Source organism: Pseudoalteromonas sp. MMG012 (genome assembly GCF_018100875.1).
Classification (GTDB): domain Bacteria; phylum Pseudomonadota; class Gammaproteobacteria; order Enterobacterales; family Alteromonadaceae; genus Pseudoalteromonas; species Pseudoalteromonas aurantia.
On record NZ_JAGJEF010000024.1, the window covers coordinates 33,531 to 55,759 of the forward strand.

A 22,229-nucleotide genomic window follows, 5' to 3' on the forward strand; every position below is an offset into this window, starting at 1 on the left:
TTGATATTGACGCCGGAGCGTATGAAAAGTGTTTGAGCCTTAGTGTGGGGTTGAGGGAGATAAAATGATTAGGTACTTAATTGTGGCTTTTTTATGTGGTGGGGTAGCTAGTGTGTCACTCTTTAAAGCTGTATCAAAAGCGCCAACTGTAAATGAGGTCACAGCGCTGAATGAGGATGTTCCTGCTATCACGTGTAATTCATATGAGGTGAAGCAAGAAAATGCCATGTTGAGGGAGCGTATTAAGCACCTTGAGCCGCCTTTATCTTCAGTTGTGCTAGAGCGTCACACAACAGACACTGCATTACCTAAACAAAAGCAGAATGACGGTGAGCTTGATGCTGCGTCTATCGCAACCATCAAGAGCCAACTGGCAGTGTATTCGGTTAAACCGGTGATGCTACAGCTCACTCGACAGCTCGCTTTGGATGAAAATCGACAGCAGGCTGTGGAAAAACTACTTGATGAGAAAGCCGCGCAAGATTTTGTATCTTGGCAGCGCTTTAGTCAGTTAGCCAATGATGGGCCTGACGACACAGACCTTTATCAACAAGAGTATCTGGATACCTTATCTACGAATGCAGCGGCATATCGCTCCAGTTTAGCTAGTGTGTTGAATGAAGCGCAATTGGCAGACTATCAGGCATTTGAATCGGAACAAGCTAATTTACAAGTTTATCAAAAGCAACAATCACTGTTGCATGCGGTTAAATCTCTCAACTTAGATGAGTATCAAAAATCTGAAGTTACTCGTCTATCAAAATATGTGTATTCCAAAGTATCTGACAACACGTTAGGTACGTCAGGCAGTCCATATGCTTTCCCTGCTGTGGTTGTGGACTCGGAAAAGTTGGCTGAAATTAAAGCCATATTTACTAAAGAGCAGCGTCAACATTTTAATTTATAAAGCTGCCAAAATTTAATTAATGTATAAGGATAGGTATGAAAACAGTAATTTTAACTGCAATTGCCGCGGTAGTAACACTCACGAGTGTGACTGCAGAAGCGAGAAGAAACTGCCCTGGTGGGCAAGGGTATTGGGATGTAGAAGTACGTAATGTGCGTGTGTGTGATACAGAAACGCAAACATACACAGAAACCAAACGCCATTGTGGTTACCAAGGTACGATTTGGTTAGGGCATTTATGGAACCAACCTGATTTTCCTCTACCAATGACGCGTTATGTAACCGGTAGCAGCGTTTTAGATGAAAGTAAATCTTGTCCTGGCTCACAATATAAGCATGAAACGGGGACCTATTGGTACACTAAACCGGATGGTTTCAAAACGATTGATTGGTATAAATACACGGGCTCAATTGGTTTAACGAGTAATCAGCTTAAAACCAGTACGCATACGCGCACCGTAGAAACGAATTGTAGAACTGAGCAAAAAGTAACGCGTGTATTTCGCTGTGGTCATCAGCCATAGGTAGTATCCCCTAGGCGTGATATAGCGCTGAAAGTAAGACCCCTAACTTGTTATGAATAAAAGCTGTATATGTTAGTAATGCTGACATGTATGGCTTTTTTTGTCGGTGCGTTTTACTGGATAGGCTGATTGAAATATCAAAATGGTGAGTTGTACACAATTTGATTGTTACTTGTCGTTGCGGTGCATTTGACAAGCAACAATCGTGGCAGAGGCAGTTTTAGCGATAAAATGCTTCCACAGTGCCTTTGACAGTCAGCAGTAAAGGTTGGCCTCTACGATCAAGTGCCTTAGGAGATGCCACTTTAATCCACCCTTCACTAATGCAATACTCTTCAACATCAAAGCGCTCTTTGCCATTGATTTTAATACCAATATCATGCTCAAACACCGCCGCAACGTGATAGCGGCTGCGTGGGTTGATAGAAAGGCGATCTGGGAGTGTTGGTTGTGATGTGGTGTCGTTCATAGCATGACTTCTTATGAGTAAAATATGCGCCATTGTAGGCAATACAGCACCTATGCTCAAGTACCACTAAAAAGAAATATGCTGGCATATGGCTGGTTTGGCTGGCCATGTTATAGTCACCCCCTTAAGTACGAGGATGATTCTCCCCGCAAACACACCACTGACTTTGCCTGTTATGTGTCGAGTATAACCCCTACAACACCGCCTATTTTTTGGTGTAAATAACCTCAGCTCTGGATAAGCGAATTTGCCCAATAAAGCTATTTTTCTCACTCTCGGCGCTGCTTTCATTTGTAATAGCCCGCTATTACTGCATAAAAGCGCCTTGATATTGAACAAAATATCATCATTGAATTGGACATGAGTTTGTTTTCAAAACATTTTCTATTCCAAAACCCTTATCCAAGCCTGAGGTTAAACAGAGATTTCTATATTGAGCGTGGTGGAGTGCACAAAAAGCCCATGAGAGAACGCCGGCTTTTTGTGGCTTATAGTCCATTCACTGAGTAACTTAGAGTGAGCGGTGAGCAGTTAAGGGTTAGCGCGAAAATAGATTGGGGGGTTATGTGGGGTGAGTGTTTCATCCATGATTAGTTCGCCATTCGGTATACTTTGATTGGCATGTTCTAACGAGTCGTATTGTTGATTATTGAAAATACTCGACACGACGAGTTCGAGGCCTTGATCATTAATATTTTTGCATTTTCTTACTTTGAATGTGGCGTTAACGGTTTCCCACTGACATTGCTGCAAAGATACGGTGACACCATTGATGACTTGTTGTTCAGGATGTTTCTGAAAATAAACTGGACCAACTTGGCAGTTGCTCGCTGCGGGGAGGCTTATCATGCCAAATTCTAGCGTGTGATTTACTGAGGGGTTATCGAATATTTGACAATGCGTCCCAACTGCAACCTTAGATGCAATAAAAGGAATGGGTGTGTTGTCAGGCGTGTTTTGACAGGTATATTGCGCGTAAGCACCCTGTAAAGCTTGCCATTGACAGTCAAGCAGTGTTTGTGTGAAACCATTTACAATTCGGGTTGGTGGAGCCGGGGTAAAGTAAACGGCATCGTTATAACAACTGGTATCGTCATCAACGGTTATTGTTCCCTGCAACTTGGGCAGGTAACCCGTTTTTTTCGTTGCGACACAAAAGTGAGAGGCGCGAATATACATACGGCTGGCCACTTCAAATTCGTCGGTAAAGCGGTCGGTGATGTTGGTGCAATGCTGAGTTTCAGCGAGTGCCATGTCGGTGTTATATGTTTCTTTCCAATAGTAATTAAGCGGTGAGGAGGATGAGGCATACGTACTGATAGAAAAAAGCATAGTGAGTATGAGTAGTAGTGTTTTAACGCATGTATTTATCATTTTAATTTCCTTATAAATTGATGTCCTTTGTATTGTTAGCAAAGGTTTCCTGAATATAAAATGACTCGCGTACCTATTAATATAAAAACTGTGGCTATTATAATTGTATAAAAATATGCATTGAGCATTGCTGGATAGTTGACGGGTAGCAAAATGATTACTTTTCTGGGGGAATTATTGGGCGTTTTCGAAGAAAGATCGCGTGATCTAATTTGAGTAACTACACTGTTAACCATAAGTGTAAATATAGGTCGCGTAGTGTATGAAAAGATTGAATATTGGCACCCGAATATATGCAATGGGTATTGCGCAATTGGGTTTATTGTTAATTGTAAGCATATTGTCGCTTGTGCAGATGGCTAAAATTGGCAATGAGCTAGTTGATATTGCCGAAGAAGACATTCCACTCACCCGATTTTTAACGGCAATAACGGAGCATCAACTGGAACAAGCGGTGCTATTTGAGCGCGCGTTACTGTACAAATCATTAATTGATCAAGGTGAGCAGAGTTTTGCACAGCCCCTTAACTCGATTTTAACGGATATTTCAGCGTTGGGTGACAAAATAGATAAGGAGCTTGAGCATGCCATTGACTTTTCTGCTGACGCCGTCACAAAAGCGCACGTAGAGGCATCGGCTAGTAAGTTTAGGGCAGTGAATCAGCAGTTGCGCGTAATTAATGAACACTATCGGACGGTCCATACGCATATGGAAGCGGTGCTAAATCGTCTTAATGAGCAAGCACTTACTTCATTGATGGAAGATGTACTTGTGGTGGAACATGAGGAGGATGAGTTAAAACAAGAGCTTATTGCATTGTTAGGCGGCATTCAGCAATTTACACAAGACGCCTCTTTACAAGCTGAGCACGATGAACAAGCAGCCATTATGTGGATTGCGATAACATCAGCCGTTGCAGTCGTATTTGCCATCGGTATATCACTGGTGGTTGGTCGCTCGATCACAGTCCCGATTGATGCGCTTATTGAACGATTAAAATCAGTGGCCAACGGTAATGGTGATTTAACGGTGCAACTGGATGAGTCGGCTGGAGATGAAACTGGGGTTATGGCCAAAGAGTTTAACAAGTTCATTGGTAATTTACGCAGTATTATAGCGAGTACCAACAATATTGTGCGAAGTTTGGGTGAGTCGTCTGAATTAGCCACACAAGTTGTTGGCCAGACGAAGCAAAATGTATTGGATCAAAAAAGCCAAACTGAAATGGTGGCCGCGGCCGTATATCAAATGAGCACCACCACACAAGATGTATCGAAAAGCACGGCAAATGCAGCGGAGGCGACACAGAATGTGCGTAATAAGGTGGCGTCGAGTAAAGCCATTGCAACAGAAACCAATGACATTATTGAGAGCTTAGTTGGTGAAATGAACGAAGCGTCAGCAGACATTACCTCTTTAGTAGAAGAAACCAATAATATCAGCACGGTACTGGAGTCAATACAGAGTATTTCTGAACAAACGAACTTACTTGCCCTTAACGCAGCCATTGAAGCGGCAAGGGCGGGTGAAACAGGGCGCGGTTTTGCAGTGGTTGCTGATGAAGTACGTACCTTGGCAAGCCGCACACAAGGCTCAACGGCTGATATTCAAGATTTACTCTCACGGTTAAAAACAGAAGCCAATAAAGTGGTTGTGAGTATGGCTAAAGGAACAGAAAGCGCCAGTGCTTGTTTAGGTAAAAGCCGAGAGACACGCAGTACACTGGATGAAGCGGCGCAATCGATAGATTTAATTAATGACTTGAATACCCAAATAGCCACTGCAGCTGAGCAGCAGTCGGTGGTAGCAGGAGATATTGATAAAAGCGTAAATAATATTAATGACTTAGCAACTGAAACGGCGCAAGGAGCCAGTGAAACATCTGAGGCCAATCAAAATATAGCAAAACGGGTGGTAGACCTACATGCGAACTTTGATCGATTTGTAACCTAGTCTGCGGCACGCGCCAAGACGCTATTGAGTTTCCTCAATAGCGTCTATACCCTTCCTTTACTTTAAAATCTATATCGCGAAAACTTCACCATAACCGACCCTTGGTGAGGCTTTTATAGTTTGAGGTATTCAGCATTAATAGACCATATTGCGCAAATATAATTAACCTCAGCTCTGGATAAGCGAATTTGCCCAATAAAGCTATTTTTCTCACTCTCGGCGTTGCTTTCATTTGTAATAGCCCGCTATTACTGCATAAAAGCGCCTTGATATTGACCAAAATATCATCATTAGATTGTACATAAGTTTGTTTACAAAATATTTCCTATTCCAAAACCCTTATCCAAACCTGAGGTTAATTAGTTTACTTATTGTGTACAAGCGGTGCTATAGTATTGATATAAAATAATAATAACGTAAATAGATAAAGAACATGCCAAGGGTTATCAATCACCATGCTTTTAAACTCGTTATATTTTTAGTACTGCTTGGTTGGCATTACGCTGCGTTTGCTTGTCAACAGAAGGTGCGTGTTGGTATTAATGAAGGTTGGCCACCTTATGTGATTAAACAGCCTGATAAATTTATTGGGGTGGATGTTGATATTATTAAAAACATATTGAGTGCAGCCAATTATTGCGTGTCATTTGTCGAACTTCCTTCTTCAAGTCGCACATTTGAGCAGTTGAAAAAAGGCACTATCGATATGCTTTTTGCTGCCAGCTATACCAAGCAACGTGCTGACTTTGCAACATTTACAGAGGCGTATCGTGAAGAGGTGATGCGGTTGTATGCACATCGAGATAGTGACGTGGTAAAGGCAACGATAGAGCATATTTTGATAAATAAAGGGACCATAGGGATAAATCTCGGCAGTTTTTATGGCGCGTCATTCTCCCAACTGGTGGCGCGTTTTCCAGCGCAAATCGCAGAATTACCACTGGTAAAACAACGTTTTGATTTATTAAATAAACAGCGATTAGACTATGTGGTTGAAGATGAGCTGTCTGGGCGTTATTTTTTAAAGCAAAGGCATTATGTGCATTTGTTGGAAACCGCTCAGGTCGTGCATCGCAACCCAGTGTATTTTATGTTTCGACAAGGCTATGTTAGTTCACAGCAGTTGCAGGTAATTAATCAAGCAATAAACGCGAACAAAGAAATTACGCAGGACTTATTGTCTCAGTATCAGCAGTATTTATAAACTCAGCTTGGCTGTTATTGACCGTATGTTACGGTGATGGCTAAGCTGGCCTCGATAAAGGTGGGTATGATGGCTTACGCAAGATGTAGGCTAACACCGCAAGCTCAGTGACCGCAACAATGACTAAAACCCATACGGGTGGTTGATTTAATAATAAGATCAAGAACCCAAGACTCATACCAATTCCCGCCCCCCACTTCCCTTTGGGTGGTACAACCTGATACTTTTGCCATTGTTGCAGGCTATAGCCAAATTTAGGGTGATTAAGCAACCAGTTTGCAAAACGGGGTGAAGAGCGGGTAAAACACGCAAGGGCAAGAATAAAGAAAATGGTGGTGGGCATGACTGGGAGCACAATGCCAATAAATCCAAGTGCAACAAACACAATGCCTGTTAAATGCAGCCAAAAGCACCTATTGAAAATACCATTTATCTTTTTCTGCATGCCTATGACCCTGTAAATCAGCTCCTTTAAGCTTATCACAGGGTCAATGAAATGCGAGGTATTGCGCTTAGATAAAGGCTTCAAATGGTTTATCTACAGGAGTTTTAGCTAAATGGTTGACATAATTACTCATGATTTTTTGCGCAAGGCCTAAAACAATATCGAGCAAATGTTGCTGTGTATAACCAGCGTCGAAAAATTGCTGTTGTTCCTTGTCAGATAAAATCCCCCGGTTTCTGACCAGCTGTAATACCGTGGTACGGAGTGTTTCAAGCCGTTCGTTAGGCAGTGCAGTGTGATCTCTGAGTGCTTGGTTGAGTGTGTCATCTACACCCATTGATTTGGCGATGGCTGAATGCGCTGGTACGCAATAATGACAATTATGTTCAATATTAATGGTTTGCCATACAACCGTTTTTTCATCACTGGTAAACGCGGATTGTAGAAATAGTGTGTGTAATGTTTGATAGGCTTGTAAGTGAGGCGCTGATTCAGCCATGACACCGTGTAAATTTGGGATCATCCCAAATGTATTTATAGAGTCTTGTAGTAGTGGTTTACTGTCTTGTGGTGCGCTGTCTAACGTATGAATATCGAATTGAGCCATGGGGTATCCCTTTTTTATTGAGTAAGATTTAAGGTTAAACTTATTTGAATGATTGCTCAAATAAGGTTTGGCTATAAAGAGTGTGTAAATCGTCTAGTTAATTATGAAAGTTTTCTACGCGGAATAGGGTCGCACCACTAAGTAGATAGACCCGTACAGAATTAGAAATAGTAGCCAATATTGATGTTAAAGCGACGCTCCGTGTCATCGCTATCACCTGCAATGGAGCCGCCTACAAAGGGTTGATTTTTGGCATGCACTAAATCAAAGTAAGTAAATAGCCCACCAGCAGCAACCGATACGCCGGTGACATTCATCCAGGTGTCAGCACTGGCATCCGATTTGTCATAAATAATGCCGAAGTCATTGTAAAATTGTAATCCGGTGACTGCACCCCACTTAACGGGCATGCTATATGCAAGGTTGGCACTGGATGTGGTAGCTTGCGCTGCAATACTATCGTAAAACGCATACGCGCCCACAGCCATTCGATCAAATCCTTCAATATCGTGGTCATATTCGCCATGTTGTAGCTGAATGTTCCATGGCCCTATATTGCTATTCACATGTAATGCCCAAGCCAAACTATCACCAACTCGGTCATTGCCATCGTGTAACCCACCAAATTGGCTTGAAAACCCGATTTCGGTCGTCCCACCTGAGTGCTGAATATGGTATCCATAACGTGCGGCAAAGGTATTATATTCGCCAATCGGGTGAGTAGGATTGTCATAAATGCCATCACTATTTTGACGATAACCGACGACATCATAAGAGTAACGATCAGCGCGATCACTCACATATCCATCAATACCACCGAGTTCATCATTTTTGAAAAAACCTAAATCTAACTGCCAGTTGTCACTGAGTTTACGCTTAAATAACACGCCTAAGTCATGATCGTCTTCTAAGCCGATATAGTAATTTGTACTGAAGAAGTAGTTGTGCGAATTGTAGGGCCAATTACCAAACGGTACTTTGGTAATACCGGTTTGAACTTGCCAATGTTCGGCGAAGTCATAGCCAACGTAGGCGTATTTTACCGCAGTCATATAATCGAAAAAGCGGATCTCAGCATTGAGTGAAACGTCGCCAATATCACCAGAGAAATTGATACGGAATAAATCGAAATCAAAATCTCCGCCGCGATTTTTATTGCCATCGCTATACGAAGTATGGCTGTAATTCGTTCGCACAGCACCGCCTACTTTGATACCAGATGACTCTGATGGCGCCGCTTTTTTCGCTTTTTTCGCGTCATCTTCAATTTTTTGTATTTGCTGTTGTAACTTGGCAAGCTGCTGTTTAAGTTGTGCTAACTCATCTGTGCTGGCAGATACTGGATATGACAATACGCTGATTGCCAATGCAAGAGCGGTAAGTTTTAACATGAATAGGCTTCATATGATGTTGTCAAAAAGAATAGTAATAGGGTAGACCATATCGTGTTCTAATCCCAATTAACTGATAAAAATATATGATAATTAAGTATATTATTAATATCTTAGCCTTATTTTATTGACGTTATAAATGTTGCAATAAAACGCATGCGTGGAGACGGTACAGCAATGTGTGACGCACAATCTAATATGATTTGGAGTGTCATTTATAAGGACATAAAATGATGATAAGCCCAGCAGAGTAATGATTTTGATACGCAATGAATTGGTTGTGGTGTGTATGAAGATGCTTCATATTGACGGTTATTTATTTACTCAGGATAGATAAATTGGGTAACCTAGATAATGTTTTTTAAACACGATAATAAGGTGAAGTATGGAACTTTCTGCATCAGTGTCTATTCAGCGTACAGATAGCGGGCTTGAGTATATACAGGTTGATAGTGCGCTATGTCGAGGGAAGGTATTTTTACAAGGCGCACAGTTAACAGAGTTTACCCCGAAAGGCCAAGGCAATTTGATTTGGGTTTCAGCTGACGAGGATTACATTGAAGGTAAAGCCGTACGTGGGGGGATCCCGATTTGTTGGCCATGGTTTGGCGTGCACAGTGATCCACAATGGCCTATTCATGGGGTGGCACGTAAACTCATATGGCGCGCTGAGGAAGTCATTGAACATGATACCCATGTGGAAGTTCGTTTATCTTTGCCTATGACATTAGTCGATGACATTTACTGGCCGCATCAGTCTAAATTAGAGGTAACATTTTTGTTTGGTCAAAGTATTGAGGTGCGCTTAACCAATACTAATCTAGGCCAAAACGCGTTTACATTGACGCAAGCCTTACATACGTATTTTCCAACTCCGTCTATTAATGAAACGTCTGTTGACGGCCTACAAGGTGCTCAATATATTGAGTTTGGTCAGGGGCCGTTCTTACAAGAGGAGGTGGTACATTTCGCGCGAGAAACAGATATGGTGTATACCCAAGCGCCTGTTACACAAATGATTAATACACCAGATGGGCGTATTGAAGTGAGCAGAGAAAACTCTCAGTCGTGTGTTTTATGGAACCCTTGGGTTGAAAAGTCGCAGCGTTTAAGTAACTTTAAAGATGATGAATACTTATCGATGCTCTGTTTGGAAGCGGCAAACGTAATGGATGATGCTATTGTGGTTAATCCCGGAGAAAGCCACACCTTAGCTACCCGTATTCGCTGGGCTTAAGCGGCCTAATTTTTGCTATTGCACCACAGGCGGTGATAATACCTTTAAGGTGCGATAGCGCGTTCATCTTGATAGATGGGTACCATGATAGTCTCTACAACCTACCGTTTTTTTGGTAAAGCTGACACGTAATATCCCTCTTCATGGTTGTACCCCACGTGTACTGAAGCCTACTTGTGCGACATAATTTACAAGGCTCACAAAAAGTAGGCGCATAATCATCATGTAGACTACACATAAATGTGAGTTAACAGTCGTATGTTTTTTGTACGCTCGCGCAGGTACTTTAGCTTCTAGAAAAAACGTTTTTTGCTTCTTTCATTGTAAATCGTGAAGTGCTTACAGAGCATATAATTCAGATCAGTTATATAGGAAGTGTGAACAGCATATTTAAAATTAAGTTACGACATTTATTTGATAATAATTATCATTAGCATATAATGGATGTTAACAGGAGGTGAATATGATAGTGATACTGTGTCTGTTGGCATTATTATTAGTGATTGCTGTACTGATCAACGTTAAAGCAAGTAATACAATCAGTCGTTATTTACATCGACTTGGTGTGTGGAGTGCCGCATCTTTGGTGGCAGCAGCAATGTATTACGCAGGATTAAGTGCATCGCTGGCGATATGTGTTCTTGTTGTGTCTGCTGGTATTTTAAGCTTATTTGTTTCTTTGGCAAATCCAACGGTACACCCGAGTTAGTAATATGTTTTTACACTTACCTTTGAGTGTTTAGATTAAATAATTGCCATTATTTGCGATACTCAATATAAGATGATTATTTTGAGTTGATTATGCTGCGATTATTACTCTGGATCAGTGTTTGCGGTCTCTCTTTTTCGGGTTGGACGACGCCTGAGTGGTCAACGTTACGTACCGCCCATTTTAATGTACACTTTACTGACGGTCACGATGCATGGGCGCAATCAGCTGCGCAAGAATTAGAGCAAGTTCGGCAGTTTATTTTAACGCAACAAAATCGCAGTTTACCCGCAATTGCAGATGTGGTTGTATTTGATCCTATCCATGGCGCAAACGGGTTTGCGTTGCCCAGTACAGATTCGCCATTGATGGCACTGTTTACCACGCCACCGCAATCAGACACGGTAATTTCTAATAGTCGAGGGTGGCAGCAACTACTTATTCTTCATGAATATGTACATTTGGTCCATTTATCTCAGCCCTCACGTAACCGATGGCGACAACGTATTCGTAATAGCTGGGATCTCTATGATTTGAATGAAGCAACAATGCCACGCTGGGTAGCAGAAGGGTATGCAACATTATTAGAATCAAAGATGACAGGACGTGGGCGCCTCTACGATAACTTTAGCGAAGCAATATTAACTCGGTTTGCTCAGCAAGGAGCCTTGCCGACTTATCGCCAACTCAATGGTGCAGACGAGCGGTATTTATCTAACACCATGGCATATTTGTTGGGGGGACGGTTTCTTGCCTGGCTCGAAAAAAACTACTCAGAGCAAACACTTGATGCGGTCTGGGTGAGAATGCAAGCGGTAAAAAAACGGCGTTTTCAAGACGCATTTACAGGCGTGTTTGGGCAGCCTGCAGAACGGCTTTATCAGCGTTTTATTGCGGAATACACGTATCACAGTATGCAACAAGAACGTGCTGAGCCGCAGTTGGATGACACAGTATGGATGAAAGCAGATTTCAGTGCCCATAGCCCTGCATTGTCGCCAAATAAATCATTACTCGCGTTGGTTGAACGCAATGCTCAAGGCGCTGTGTATTTGAATGTCTATGCAAATGAAGACAATGCCCAGGCGGCCAAAGAATTTGCCAGTGAGCAGCAGCAAGTATTAGCACGCGATGAGCAGGATATTGTTGATAAAGCGCCTGAGGTATTTCATCGCGAGCGACAATATCAATTGCCATCACGAAACCACGAAAGCATTCGTTACCCACAGTGGTTGGATGATAGCACCCTATTGTTTGTGTCTGGGGTGAAAGAGCACGTCAATGATCATCACGTCAGTGGTGAGCTATTTCGCTGGTCATTAAACAGCAATACACTCACTCAACTGACGACTGGCGCAAGTATTCGTCGATTTACGGTGGGCAAAAAAAGTAAGTATGTATATGCAGAACAAGCTCGCTATGGATATTCTGATTTAGTATCGATACACCTTTCACCACAGCATATTACCCCACTCACAGAACATCAGTTGGGGGAAGTGTATGATTTTCCAACTTTAAGCCACAGTGAACATGCCCTAGCTTATTTAAAAACGGGTTTGAATCGCCATTGGCAATTGATTGTTCGACGCATTGACAATGGCATTGAATATGAAGTGCCAATGCCGGCTGGCTATCAATATGTGGCACATCCGCAATGGCACCCAGATGATGGTAGCATTGTCTTTATAGCGGGTGTTGATGGTGACATAGATATGTACAGTTATGAATTTGAAACAGAAAAACTAACAAAGCTCACCAAAGGCCAGCAGGTGATAGGTTATCCCACTTTTTTAGATGATGATACGCTGTTATTTCTATCGACGAATGCACAGGGCGTTGAGTTGCGTGTTATTTCGACATATGTAGGTCATGAGGTGCAGGCGGTTAACATAAAGAGGGGCCTTAAAAGCTCGCAAATGGACACTACACAAAAACATACCCGATATTTACCTGAGGCCCAAATATACGAGACCGATCACCCTAAATTGCCTTATGATATTTGGCAGCAGTCAAGCTCCTTAGCACTTGGAGTTCAGTACAATAGCGCATCAAGTTCACTCATTCACGTGGGAGTTAAGGGCTCTGATTTTTTAGAGCAATTAAGTTGGCAAGTGGGCCTAGTGCAAGACACAACAGCAACCAAGTTATCAGGATATTTTGCGGATATTCACTATGAAGATAAGGGAGTGAAGTGGCAGGGGAAAGTATTTGATGTTGCACATCGCCCTCACTATGAGGGGGGAAGTGAGCTTGTTCACGAGCAACAAAGGGAAGGAGGCTTCGTGCAACTTTCAAACACATTGACGTATTCAAGATGGGCGTTTAAGGGCCAATTAGCTGCACATATCAGTGATTTGGAGCGTCAATATGTAGACCAGCGCGCGCGTTGGTTGCGCGTTGGTGCGGCTTATCGTTGGTCTGATGACCAGCAAGATTTTGCGCTTGCGAATGCCATGTCGTGGCATTGGTATGAAGGCGAAATAGGGGAGCATGTATGGCAAGGATATGATGTCGCAGCGCATATCTCTGGAAAGGTTGCTCATGTTCCTTGGTATATACAAACCAAACAAATGTTTCGCCAAGGTAGTAGCTTGCAATTAGGGGGATTTGTTACACCTATTTTGGATAACAATATTGAGGCGAATCAAGTGTTCATACCAGAATTGGCGTTGTTTAGTAGGCAAGGAAATCACTATCAGCAGTTTGGTGCAGGAGTAAGTTGGCGCGTGAATAAACCGTGGTTATATTATCATCAACACCACCTCGATAATGAGGTTTTAGGCAACAGTTATGGTTTTCAATTCACTACGTTTATCGAAAAAAGCAGTTGGTTAGGAAGGTTTGCACCTGCAGGTGTGAGTGATTTACGTATTGATTTTGGCTTGGGTCGGGTATCCGGTAGGCTTCTGGAAAATGAAAATAGAGTGTGGCTTGGTGTTTGGTACGATCAAAAGTAATGTATGAGCACTTGAATATATGAGGGCGGCTTGTTTAACAAGCCGCCCTCCGTCTAACTAGGAGATAGAAAGATGTTGATTATTGAGTGTAGTCAGCTTTTAGAGATACACCGCTAAATGTTCTATAAGCTCGGATCATGACGTGATATCGACCAGCTCCTTCATTGACTGTACATGTTTCGCTATTCCCACTTCTATATGGACGACATGTCCAATTAGACGTGGTTGGCTTCTGGTCTTTTTTCACATATAAATCAGCATCACCAGTGCCACCATATAGGTTAAATTTAATATTAGTTGCGCCGGCTGGTACATCAAAATAGAAGAACTCTTCAGAGCGGTTGCTGCCTTGCAAGTCTGACTTGGCGACGCCATTTTGTAACTGAGCAGGGTCTGTACCATCATTGACTGAGACTGTTTTACTGGTTGTTGCTGTCGCACCACTAGAGTCGGTTACCGTTAATGACACAGTGTAATCACCAGCTGCTGTAAAGCTATGACTGGTGTTTGCACCAAACCCATTGCTGCTGTTATCACCGAATTGCCACTCGTATTGGCTAAGCGAGCCATTTGGTGAGGTTGATGCAGTACCATCAAAGTTACAATTTAGTGCTGAACAGTCTGCAGAGAAGCTCGCAGTTGGTAATGGATCCGTCGAGCCATTGTCACCGTCAGGTACACCGTTAAAGTGTGAAGAAACTTGAGGCCAAATACGGCTAATTTTAGCCCCTTTGTTGGTGCACCCACCTAAATGATGCAGGGCAATTACTTTATTGGTTGCTGCCGCTAATACTGGCGAGCCAGAAGAGCCGCCAATGGTATCACAGTAATAGCCTAAATCAGTGCCAGTACCGCGGCCATTCGCATTAGCTTCATTCACTTGGCATAGGTTGTTGTTATCTTGATCAGATTCAATCGATAGCTCTTTGGGGTTACCTGAACCATGTTGAGGAATATAGATACGCTCACCTTGCGTTGCGTCACGTACATCTAATCCAAAGTAACCAAATGGTGCTGCTTTAGCAAAGTCATTAATTGAAAAGAGTGTGTAGTCTAATGTGTAGTCGGTTGCAAAGAAATCTTTACCCGTGACTTTAACAACCGTTTCTCTGGTTGAGCCATTACAGCTGGTGTTTTGATAGTTAAACCAAACCTCTGTAGAGGCCAGCTCTGCTGCAGTTTCAACGCAGTGATTATTAGTAAACATGCGGTTATCAGCGCCCACACGCCAACCAGTACACAAGCTACGGCCACCAATAACGAGTCGGGCAACAGGACGACTGCGTTCAAATTCAACAGGGTGAGACTCAGCCCAACATTGCACGTCTTTACGTTCATTGATACCACAAGTTGATTGAGTATCGACGTCGGTGCCGTTTAAAATACTGATGCCGTTTTCTTTACCATAGTAATAATGATCAATGACTGGAGTGACGTTACTCGATCCCGCTGTGTATTCTACGACAACAGCATCACTCGATACCGACATGGTAGAAAATGAGGTTGTACCATTGTCACCTAATTTGGCGTCGAGTGTGGCTTTTTTCATATCAGAGATGGTGTATTCGTAACGCTCACTGCCATCGAGGTTTCTAACGACCAACTTACCTCCACCACTTAGGTCGAGGTTCTTAAAGTGTAATTTTATATAGCTGGCATCGGGATGCGTTATGGTTTGTTTAAACGATCCTGCTTTGGTTGTCAGGACAATGTTTGTTTCTTCTTTTGCACCGATCACCGCTTCGCTGGTTTTACTGGTATATTTTAGCATTTGCGCTTCTGTAAGCGGCGCTTGTGCCATTGTAGTTAACGATACTGAACCAATTAATGGTAGTAAATAACGCACTTTCATTTTAATTTCCTTACATGTAGTTGTCGTTTGTATAAAAATCGAACACAACCAACATGGTTATAAATTTGTTAACTGTAAAGTGTTTTTTGTTAACTTTAGCGTTACCTTTCGGAGAGTAATTGTTCTAATGAGCTTAATTTAGCTTGATATATTCCAGCTTTTTTCTGGTCTTCTGCTTTGAGTAATGCTTCAGATAAAAAGTGTTGGGAGGTACTGAGGTTGTTTTTTTGGTAATGAAGTTTGGCAAGTTCAAAATAAGGTTCTGGCAAATATGGAAACTCCTGTACCAGTTCAGAAAGTAATTTTTCTGCTCGGGTATAATGCTGATTCATGTAGGCTTTTCTAGCAATATTGATGATATCAAAAGGGGTTTTTGCTGAGGCTTCACTCATGGCTTCTAGTTTTTTGACTAATATCTCATCGTTGAGCTCTGCTGCTAGATAGATATAACTCGATAAGAGGTTACTGCTGATAAGGCTGTGTTTAATAGCATACTCAAATAGTCTTTTTGCCGTGTCTGTATCGCCTGCCCTACGGTGTAATATGGCAGCGAGGTTGATCAACTCGGGGTCTGTGTTTTTATGTTTAAATGCTTGTTTTAAATAAGAGTAGCTCTTATCAAACTGTTCATTTAGTAACTCATTGGTTGCGAGGTTTGCGTAAAACTTGGCTGTCAGATCATCCACTGTTGCAGTACTGACAAAGTAAATATCTTGTGCAGGAAAGTAATCGATAACAGTACCGGGGCGTATTGCACTGATCCATCCTTCGGGATTGTCATCTGGCGCAAAGAGTTTTGTTTTGAAATGATTTGAGACAAGTAAGGTGCGTTCTGTTTTTGTGTAGACTGGAATGGATGCCACTTCCCTGAAGCTTGTTTCAACATCAATTAAGTTGGCATATGCCTGCGTCAATATAGCAAGACTAATACAGTTTCCTTCATCTTGTACCAATGTTTGCGCTGCAGATAATGTCGCCCCATCGTAAGTAAACTCATTAAGTTTAGTATTTAGATAGTTCGCAATGATTCTATCTTCTCTTACCCCTTTTGTTAGCGCATCTTGATGATACGCATGAAACTGAACTTGCTCAGCGGCTGGCAATAAGAAAATGTCTGCTTCTGGAATCACGGCTTGTTCGTTGAATAGACTGTGATTGAATAATGAGCTTGGATCTTGAGGCCCGGCTGATGAAGGGAGTTCGGTTGATGTACATCCGATTAATGATGCTAATAGTATGATAGTAAAGACTTGTTTCATCTCGTATCTCAAGAAATAAAACCTTAATTTACCGTCTTTCAATTTATCGTACAAGGTGTAATCGGATCTTAATGTGGGTTCGTAATATACATATCACTGGCTTTATGACATGTGGCAGTGCGGAGATTACGCCTCTATGTATACGAATAGGGTATTAGAGGTAATGGTTTTGTTATAAAAAAAGCCTGATGTCGCAACAGAATCTTACAAATGTCACGTTCATTGCGGTACTAATCTTGATAGTATAGCTGTAGGAAATTATTACAGGATAATTTAGTCATGCAAACGAAAACATTAAAATGGATCTTGCCTTTCGTGGCGTTAGCAATTGGTGTAGCCGGTTCTAAGGGGATTAATGCGCTAGCAGCAGAGCCAGATGCAAAAGCGCACGTAGACAGTCGGCCGATAGTCGAAATTGAAACGGTGTCAGCATTAGACCATCAGGTTGTGATAAACAGTTATGGTGAAGTTAAACCATTTGAGTCGACTCAACTGTCAGTACAGGTATCTGGAGAAGTGATCGAATGGCACTCGAATTTTGTCTCTGGTGGCATTGTGGCACGTGGAGATGTCTTGATGCGTATAGAAAAAGATAATTATGAGGCGGCAGTATTACAAGCTGAAGCAGAATTATCGCGCGCTCAAGCATCACTTATTGAAGAAAGCGCATTGGCGGATGTTGCAGCTGATGAAGCGAAGCGCTTTCCAAACCGTAAACACACCGACTTGTTTTTGCGTAAACCACAAGTACTGAGTGCGAAGGCGGGTGTAAAATCAGCAAAAGCGGCGTTAAAAAGAGCACAGCGAGACTTAGATAATTGTGAAGTGAAAGCGCCTTATGATGCGTTAGTCATTTCTCGAGATGTGGGTGTGGGCCAATTTGTGAGCACAGGATCACCAGTTGCGACGTTAAATAATGTTGAATTTGCAGAGATTGTTATTCCAATAGCAGGGTTTGATAGTGCATTTTTACCAGAAAGAGTGACTGGAATTGCAGCCACAATTAAGCAAAGTGGACTCAATGGTTTTACGCGTCATGCGTCGATTCATCGTGATTTAGGAGTCGTAGACAGTGATACGCGTATGGTTAATCTCGTTGTACGTGTTGAAGATCCTTATGGGTTAGAAACGCGTCAACCTGAAGTTAGATTTGGATCGTATGTGCAAGTCAGCTTTGGCGGTAAAACACTGAATAAAATTTACCGATTACCGCAAGATTTGGTCAATAACCAAACGGTGTGGCTGCTTAATGCGGACAATGAGTTAGAGCCAAGAGAAGTAAAAGTCATTAGAGAAGAAGGAGCCTATTTTTATGTGAGTGCAGGTCTTAACGACAGTGAGAAAATTGTTATGACAGTGCCTGAATATCCACAAAAAGGTATGGCAGTAAAAGTAGCTGGTGCAGATTCATCGCAGCATGACACAACTGAAAAACTTTAAAAGGTAGGTGTGCACTGTGAGTACTCATGAACAGCAAAAGCAAACTGGGCTAATTGCCTACTTTGCAAATAACTCCGTAGCCGCGAATTTGTTAATGTGGTTTATTATCCTTGTTGGTTTTTTTACTTATTCAACGGTCCAACGACAAATGTTCCCTAATGTTGAGCTGAATTACATCACGGTAACAGCAAATTATCCTGGTACATCTCCACAAGAGATTGAAGAAAGTATTCTGATCAAGTTGGAAGAGTCTTTACAGGATGTAACTGAAGTTGAAGAAGCCGTTTACCGGGCTTCGAGAGGTACTGGTAGTGCGAGACTGAAGGTGGATGCAAATGCTGAATTAACCGATGTCTTGGATAAGGTGAAGCTTAGAGTTGATAGTATCGCGACATTTCCAGCTGCGATGGAACCTTTGACGGTCAGTCAGTCTGAATTTCGTCAAGATGTGGTGGGGATGACAGTGGCCGCTGATTTGCCACTTACGCAACTGAAGCCTATTGCAAAACAAATAGAAGATGAATTACTTCTGTTGGGTAATGTTTCTTTGGTGTCGGTTGATGTGCCATTAGATGAAATTGCGATAGAAATTAAGCCTGATATGTTACGTCAATACAATTTAACGATTGAAGATGTGGCGAGTACCATCCGCAATTACTCTGCCAATATTTCAGCAGGTGAACTCAGAACAAGCGCTGGTGTTATCTCTGTGAGAGTGGAAAACCAATCTTACAATGGCGATGAGTTTCGTCAACTTCCTGTCAAAGTAGGGGCCAGTGGTGCGCGAGTTTTGCTAAAAGATGTGGCAACAATAAAAGACGAATTTACCGAAGGTGAACGTTACTTTAAGTTAAACGGTAAAAATGCAGTTTATATTCAAGTTAAAGCAACGACTGAGCAGAACATGGTACCGGTGGCTAATTCCGTTAAAGCCTATATCGAACTTAAAAATACCGAACTGCCCGCAGGTGTTGAGATTAAACCATTGGTTGATATGACCTATTACCTAAATGGTCGATTGAGCATGATGAAAACCAACTTGCTGCAAGGGATGTTTTTAGTTGCATTGATGCTGTTTTTGTTTTTACGCTTTAAGTTGGCGATGTGGGTCACCATTGGTATTCCGGTGTGTTTTTTAGGCGCAATGATGATGATGCCTGTATTAGGGATCACTGTAAATGTAACCTCTTTATTTGCCTTTATCATGGTGCTGGGAATCGTGGTTGATGATGCAATCGTCATTGGCGAAAGTGCGTATACTGAAGTTGAAAAGAAAGGCCCAGGCGTTGAAAATGTAATAAGGGGTGCAAAGCGCGTGGCAACACCTGCAACGTTTGGTGTACTGACGACTATGGCTGTGTTTGCCCCTTTGATGTTTTCTACCGGTCCAGATAGTGCGAATTTTATTTCCATTGCGGGTGTCGTATTGTTATGTCTAGTGTTCAGTTTGGTTGAGTCGAAACTGATTTTGCCAGCACACATTGCGCAAATTAAGTTTAAACCGCTGGCAGAAAAAAGTTGGCGTAATGGATTTAATCGTCGTTTCTTTGGTTTTGTAAATGGGCCGTATAAACGCTTTGTGACAACGTGTGTAGAATGGCGTTGGACCGTGCTTTTCTCATTCATTGGTGTGTTTGCTATCAGTCTCGCTTTATTGAGCAGTGGTGCCGTTCGCACATTATTTTTACCGAAGATCCCACATGATTTTCCAGCAATAAAAATTACCATGAATGACAATGTCTCTGATGAACAAACGATTAGCGCTATCAAACAATTGGAACAGCTTGTACTGACTGTAGACAAACAAGTTGAGCAAGAGTTTGGTGTGGCAATGGTCAAAAATGTCATGGTATTCAATAGCGACCGCACACATGGTCAAGTGATGGCACCGTTAGTGGATGAAGAGTTACGCCCATTTAATACCTTTGAACTGACACGCCGTTGGCGAGAACAAATGCCAGAAATTCCTGGGGTTAAATCAATTCAAGTTGAGGATGAAGTCATTAACCTCGGTGGTGGCGGTGACTTTGGTTACTTGTTATATGGCTCGGATATAGATACGCTCAATGCGGCTGGTCGACAGTTGATCACCCTGCTGCAGCAAGAAAAAGGGTTGTTTGATATTAGTTCATCTATCGACCCTGCCAGTAAAGAAGTTCAGCTTATCCTTAAGCCAGTTGCTTATGATCTAGGGTTAACATTACGAGATGTGGGTAACCAAGTTGGCGCTAGTTATTATGGTGGCGAAGCACAACGTGTTATTCGTAATGGGGAAGAGGTACGTGTCATGGTACGTTATCCAAAATTGACACGAGAAGCATATTCTTCATTGAAGCATACACTGATCACTACCTCGACGGGTAAAGAAGTCATGCTCGGTGACGTGGTTGAGTTAGTTGAGAAGCCAGGGATCAGCCAAATACGCCGAGAAGAGGGTTATCGCACAGTCTATGTATATGGCAATATCGATGAAGAAGCAATTGAACCCACAGCCGTGACCACCCGAATTGACGATGTGATCTTACCAGAGCTACTTGCTAATTTTCCAACCGTTAAAACGAAGCTAAGTGGTGCAATTGAAGAGCAACAAGCACAAGCAAATGAACAAGCCATTTTCTTTGTGATGGGGATGCTGTTAGTTTACATTTTATTGGCGATACCATTAAAAAGTTATGCCCAGCCGCTCATTGTCATGTCGGTGATCCCGTTTAGCTTAGTGGGCGCGCTATGGGGGCATTTATTCTTTGGTTTAGAATTGAGTATGATGTCTGCTTACGGCATCATTGCTGCTGCCGGCGTTGTTATTAATGACTCTCTAGTAATGACGGATTTTGTTAACCAGGTACGCAAACAAGGTATGGCATTAAAAGAAGCGGTTATTGAAGCTGGTTGTGCGCGTTTTAGAGCGATAACACTTACCTCAATTACCACCTTTATGGGTGTATTACCCATCATGTTTGAAACAAGTTTACAGGCAATGTTCGTGATCCCTATGGCGGTCTCTCTAGGGTTTGCAGTGCTATTTGCTACCCTGATCACATTACTATTGGTACCGTGCTTATATATCATTTTGACCGATATACAGCAGGTGTTTAGTAAGGCTACTGAGTTTGTTTTAAAGCTCGTGCGTTTTGTAAAAATGCGTTTTTCACCTGCTTAATTAAGTAGAGCGACCAAAAAACCAGCTTCACGCTGGTTTTTTGGTCTTAAAGGATTGCTATTTATTTTAAACTAGTCGAAAAGTTGTATTTATTGCGCTCGACGCTATACTTGCGCGCCATTGAATAGTGAAAGAGTAAAGTATGTGAGTTAACATCAAGACTTGGAGTGTTGGAAAGAAATTGGTGTTCTAGCTCGATTTCGACAACTACATATGGGTGATGTTGTTTCTGTGAGGTTTTACACGTCAACTGGAGAAGTAAAGGCGTTGTGTGTTCAATTGGTCATTGGCTACCACAGTCAATGCGCGGCTCATGCTTGGAGCAGTGAACTTGCGAATACGATAAATGTTCATGTGCCACTTGTGAGAGTGAATCAAATAAATACACAAGGGCGAGGAAAACTGCCAGTAATGGCCCATACAGACAGTGGCATCATAGCGTGCAAGGTCGAGTTTAAGTGTAAAGTACAGCCAAAAAAGCCAGCTCATTCAATACCTGTCTACGACTATATTTTTCCAAAAGAGCAGCAAACATATCAACAAGGTACCCGTGTTTGGCATGAGAAATCTCAGCGTTGTTATCGTTGTAAGCCATGGCCTTTTACGGAGTATTGCCGTAATGGCGCGGCGCAATTTGAACCCAATGAAGGCGCATTGTGGCAAGTTGCCTGGGAAGCCATCTAGATAAAAATAGACACACTAAAATCAGCACTGGCTAGATGAATTGACTATGATAGACT

17 protein-coding genes are annotated in these 22,229 nt (G+C 42.2%); 10 read left to right on the forward strand and 7 right to left on the reverse strand.

Annotated elements, in window-relative coordinates; genetic code table 11:
* The first annotated feature begins 64 nt into the window (after nt 1-64).
* Nucleotides 65-907, forward strand: a complete 843-nt coding sequence (locus tag J8L97_RS10410) for a hypothetical protein (protein ID WP_211049425.1) — start codon at nt 65-67, stop codon at nt 905-907.
* A gap of 35 nt (nt 908-942) precedes the next feature.
* Nucleotides 943-1,431: a hypothetical protein gene (locus J8L97_RS10415; RefSeq protein WP_210996390.1), complete on the forward strand. Its 489-nt coding sequence runs from the start codon at nt 943-945 to the stop codon at nt 1,429-1,431.
* A 220-nt stretch (nt 1,432-1,651) separates the two neighbouring features.
* Here J8L97_RS10415 and J8L97_RS10420 read toward each other — a convergent pair whose 3' ends face one another.
* Nucleotides 1,652-1,900 (reverse strand): DUF3297 family protein, encoded by a 249-nt coding sequence (locus J8L97_RS10420; protein WP_192509103.1) that lies wholly within the window; start codon nt 1,898-1,900, stop codon nt 1,652-1,654.
* A gap of 531 nt (nt 1,901-2,431) precedes the next feature.
* Nucleotides 2,432-3,274 (reverse strand): hypothetical protein, encoded by an 843-nt coding sequence (locus J8L97_RS10425; protein WP_211049427.1) that lies wholly within the window; start codon nt 3,272-3,274, stop codon nt 2,432-2,434.
* A gap of 262 nt (nt 3,275-3,536) precedes the next feature.
* On the opposite strand from J8L97_RS10425, the gene J8L97_RS10430 reads away from it, so the two are divergent.
* Both J8L97_RS10430 and J8L97_RS10435 read left to right on the forward strand, forming a co-directional pair.
* Complete coding sequence (locus J8L97_RS10430) at nt 3,537-5,228, forward strand: methyl-accepting chemotaxis protein (RefSeq protein WP_211049430.1); 1,692 nt, start codon at nt 3,537-3,539, stop codon at nt 5,226-5,228.
* Between the two features lie 433 nt (nt 5,229-5,661).
* On the forward strand, nt 5,662-6,432 hold the full coding sequence (locus tag J8L97_RS10435) for an ABC transporter substrate-binding protein (RefSeq protein WP_211049432.1): 771 nt from the start codon (nt 5,662-5,664) through the stop codon (nt 6,430-6,432).
* A 40-nt stretch (nt 6,433-6,472) separates the two neighbouring features.
* Here the strand turns inward: J8L97_RS10435 and J8L97_RS10440 are convergent, their stop codons facing one another.
* The 3 genes from J8L97_RS10440 to J8L97_RS10450 form a co-directional block, all read right to left on the reverse strand.
* On the reverse strand, nt 6,473-6,877 hold the full coding sequence (locus tag J8L97_RS10440) for a YbaN family protein (protein ID WP_211049434.1): 405 nt from the start codon (nt 6,875-6,877) through the stop codon (nt 6,473-6,475).
* 67 nt (nt 6,878-6,944) lie between these two features.
* Complete coding sequence (locus J8L97_RS10445) at nt 6,945-7,484, reverse strand: carboxymuconolactone decarboxylase family protein (protein WP_211049436.1); 540 nt, start codon at nt 7,482-7,484, stop codon at nt 6,945-6,947.
* A 161-nt stretch (nt 7,485-7,645) separates the two neighbouring features.
* Nucleotides 7,646-8,875, reverse strand: coding sequence for a porin (locus J8L97_RS10450; RefSeq protein ID WP_211049438.1), 1,230 nt, complete (start codon nt 8,873-8,875; stop codon nt 7,646-7,648).
* A 385-nt stretch (nt 8,876-9,260) separates the two neighbouring features.
* Between J8L97_RS10450 and J8L97_RS10455 the strand changes: the two genes are divergently transcribed.
* The 3 genes from J8L97_RS10455 to J8L97_RS10465 all read left to right on the forward strand — a co-directional run bounded on the left by J8L97_RS10455 (nt 9,261) and on the right by J8L97_RS10465 (nt 13,778).
* A complete protein-coding gene (locus J8L97_RS10455; RefSeq protein ID WP_211049442.1) occupies nt 9,261-10,112 on the forward strand; it encodes a D-hexose-6-phosphate mutarotase in 852 nt (283 codons plus the stop codon).
* Nucleotides 10,113-10,575: 463 nt separating this feature from the next.
* Nucleotides 10,576-10,821 carry a hypothetical protein gene (locus tag J8L97_RS10460; RefSeq protein WP_211049445.1) on the forward strand — a complete coding sequence of 82 codons (246 nt, stop codon included), beginning with the start codon at nt 10,576-10,578 and terminating at the stop codon, nt 10,819-10,821.
* A 92-nt stretch (nt 10,822-10,913) separates the two neighbouring features.
* Nucleotides 10,914-13,778, forward strand: coding sequence for a hypothetical protein (locus tag J8L97_RS10465; RefSeq protein ID WP_211049447.1), 2,865 nt, complete (start codon nt 10,914-10,916; stop codon nt 13,776-13,778).
* Between the two features lie 79 nt (nt 13,779-13,857).
* On the opposite strand, the gene J8L97_RS10470 is transcribed toward J8L97_RS10465, so the two are convergent.
* Together J8L97_RS10470 and J8L97_RS10475 are read right to left on the reverse strand one after the other, a co-directional pair.
* Nucleotides 13,858-15,630: a PKD domain-containing protein gene (locus J8L97_RS10470; protein ID WP_211049450.1), complete on the reverse strand. Its 1,773-nt coding sequence runs from the start codon at nt 15,628-15,630 to the stop codon at nt 13,858-13,860.
* Nucleotides 15,631-15,731: 101 nt separating this feature from the next.
* Nucleotides 15,732-16,889 carry a lipopolysaccharide assembly protein LapB gene (locus J8L97_RS10475; protein WP_211049452.1) on the reverse strand — a complete coding sequence of 386 codons (1,158 nt, stop codon included), beginning with the start codon at nt 16,887-16,889 and terminating at the stop codon, nt 15,732-15,734.
* Between the two features lie 279 nt (nt 16,890-17,168).
* On the opposite strand from J8L97_RS10475, the gene J8L97_RS10480 reads away from it, so the two are divergent.
* From J8L97_RS10480 to J8L97_RS10490, 3 genes are all read left to right on the forward strand, one after another.
* Nucleotides 17,169-18,329 carry an efflux RND transporter periplasmic adaptor subunit gene (locus J8L97_RS10480; protein WP_211049454.1) on the forward strand — a complete coding sequence of 387 codons (1,161 nt, stop codon included), beginning with the start codon at nt 17,169-17,171 and terminating at the stop codon, nt 18,327-18,329.
* Between the two features lie 16 nt (nt 18,330-18,345).
* Nucleotides 18,346-21,489 (forward strand): efflux RND transporter permease subunit, encoded by a 3,144-nt coding sequence (locus J8L97_RS10485; protein WP_211049456.1) that lies wholly within the window; start codon nt 18,346-18,348, stop codon nt 21,487-21,489.
* A gap of 162 nt (nt 21,490-21,651) precedes the next feature.
* Nucleotides 21,652-22,173, forward strand: coding sequence for a hypothetical protein (locus tag J8L97_RS10490; RefSeq protein ID WP_211049458.1), 522 nt, complete (start codon nt 21,652-21,654; stop codon nt 22,171-22,173).
* Nucleotides 22,174-22,229 lie beyond the last annotated feature (56 nt).

Bases quoted from the DNA above. Each gene is read 5' to 3' on its own strand.
- J8L97_RS10440 (WP_211049434.1), bottom strand. From the start codon at position 6,877: ATGCAGAAAAAGATAAATGGTATTTTCAATAGGTGCTTTTGGCTGCAT.
- J8L97_RS10420 (WP_192509103.1), bottom strand. From the start codon at position 1,900: ATGAACGACACCACATCACAACCAACACTCCCAGATCGCCTTTCTATC.
- J8L97_RS10450 (WP_211049438.1), bottom strand. From the start codon at position 8,875: ATGTTAAAACTTACCGCTCTTGCATTGGCAATCAGCGTATTGTCATAT.
- J8L97_RS10470 (WP_211049450.1), bottom strand. From the start codon at position 15,630: ATGAAAGTGCGTTATTTACTACCATTAATTGGTTCAGTATCGTTAACT.
- J8L97_RS10410 (WP_211049425.1), top strand. From the start codon at position 65: ATGATTAGGTACTTAATTGTGGCTTTTTTATGTGGTGGGGTAGCTAGT.
- J8L97_RS10465 (WP_211049447.1), top strand. From the start codon at position 10,914: ATGCTGCGATTATTACTCTGGATCAGTGTTTGCGGTCTCTCTTTTTCG.
- J8L97_RS10430 (WP_211049430.1), top strand. From the start codon at position 3,537: ATGAAAAGATTGAATATTGGCACCCGAATATATGCAATGGGTATTGCG.
- J8L97_RS10455 (WP_211049442.1), top strand. From the start codon at position 9,261: ATGGAACTTTCTGCATCAGTGTCTATTCAGCGTACAGATAGCGGGCTT.
- J8L97_RS10435 (WP_211049432.1), top strand. From the start codon at position 5,662: ATGCCAAGGGTTATCAATCACCATGCTTTTAAACTCGTTATATTTTTA.
- J8L97_RS10415 (WP_210996390.1), top strand. From the start codon at position 943: ATGAAAACAGTAATTTTAACTGCAATTGCCGCGGTAGTAACACTCACG.
- J8L97_RS10475 (WP_211049452.1), bottom strand. From the start codon at position 16,889: ATGAAACAAGTCTTTACTATCATACTATTAGCATCATTAATCGGATGT.
- J8L97_RS10445 (WP_211049436.1), bottom strand. From the start codon at position 7,484: ATGGCTCAATTCGATATTCATACGTTAGACAGCGCACCACAAGACAGT.
- J8L97_RS10425 (WP_211049427.1), bottom strand. From the start codon at position 3,274: ATGATAAATACATGCGTTAAAACACTACTACTCATACTCACTATGCTT.
- J8L97_RS10480 (WP_211049454.1), top strand. From the start codon at position 17,169: ATGCAAACGAAAACATTAAAATGGATCTTGCCTTTCGTGGCGTTAGCA.
- J8L97_RS10460 (WP_211049445.1), top strand. From the start codon at position 10,576: ATGATAGTGATACTGTGTCTGTTGGCATTATTATTAGTGATTGCTGTA.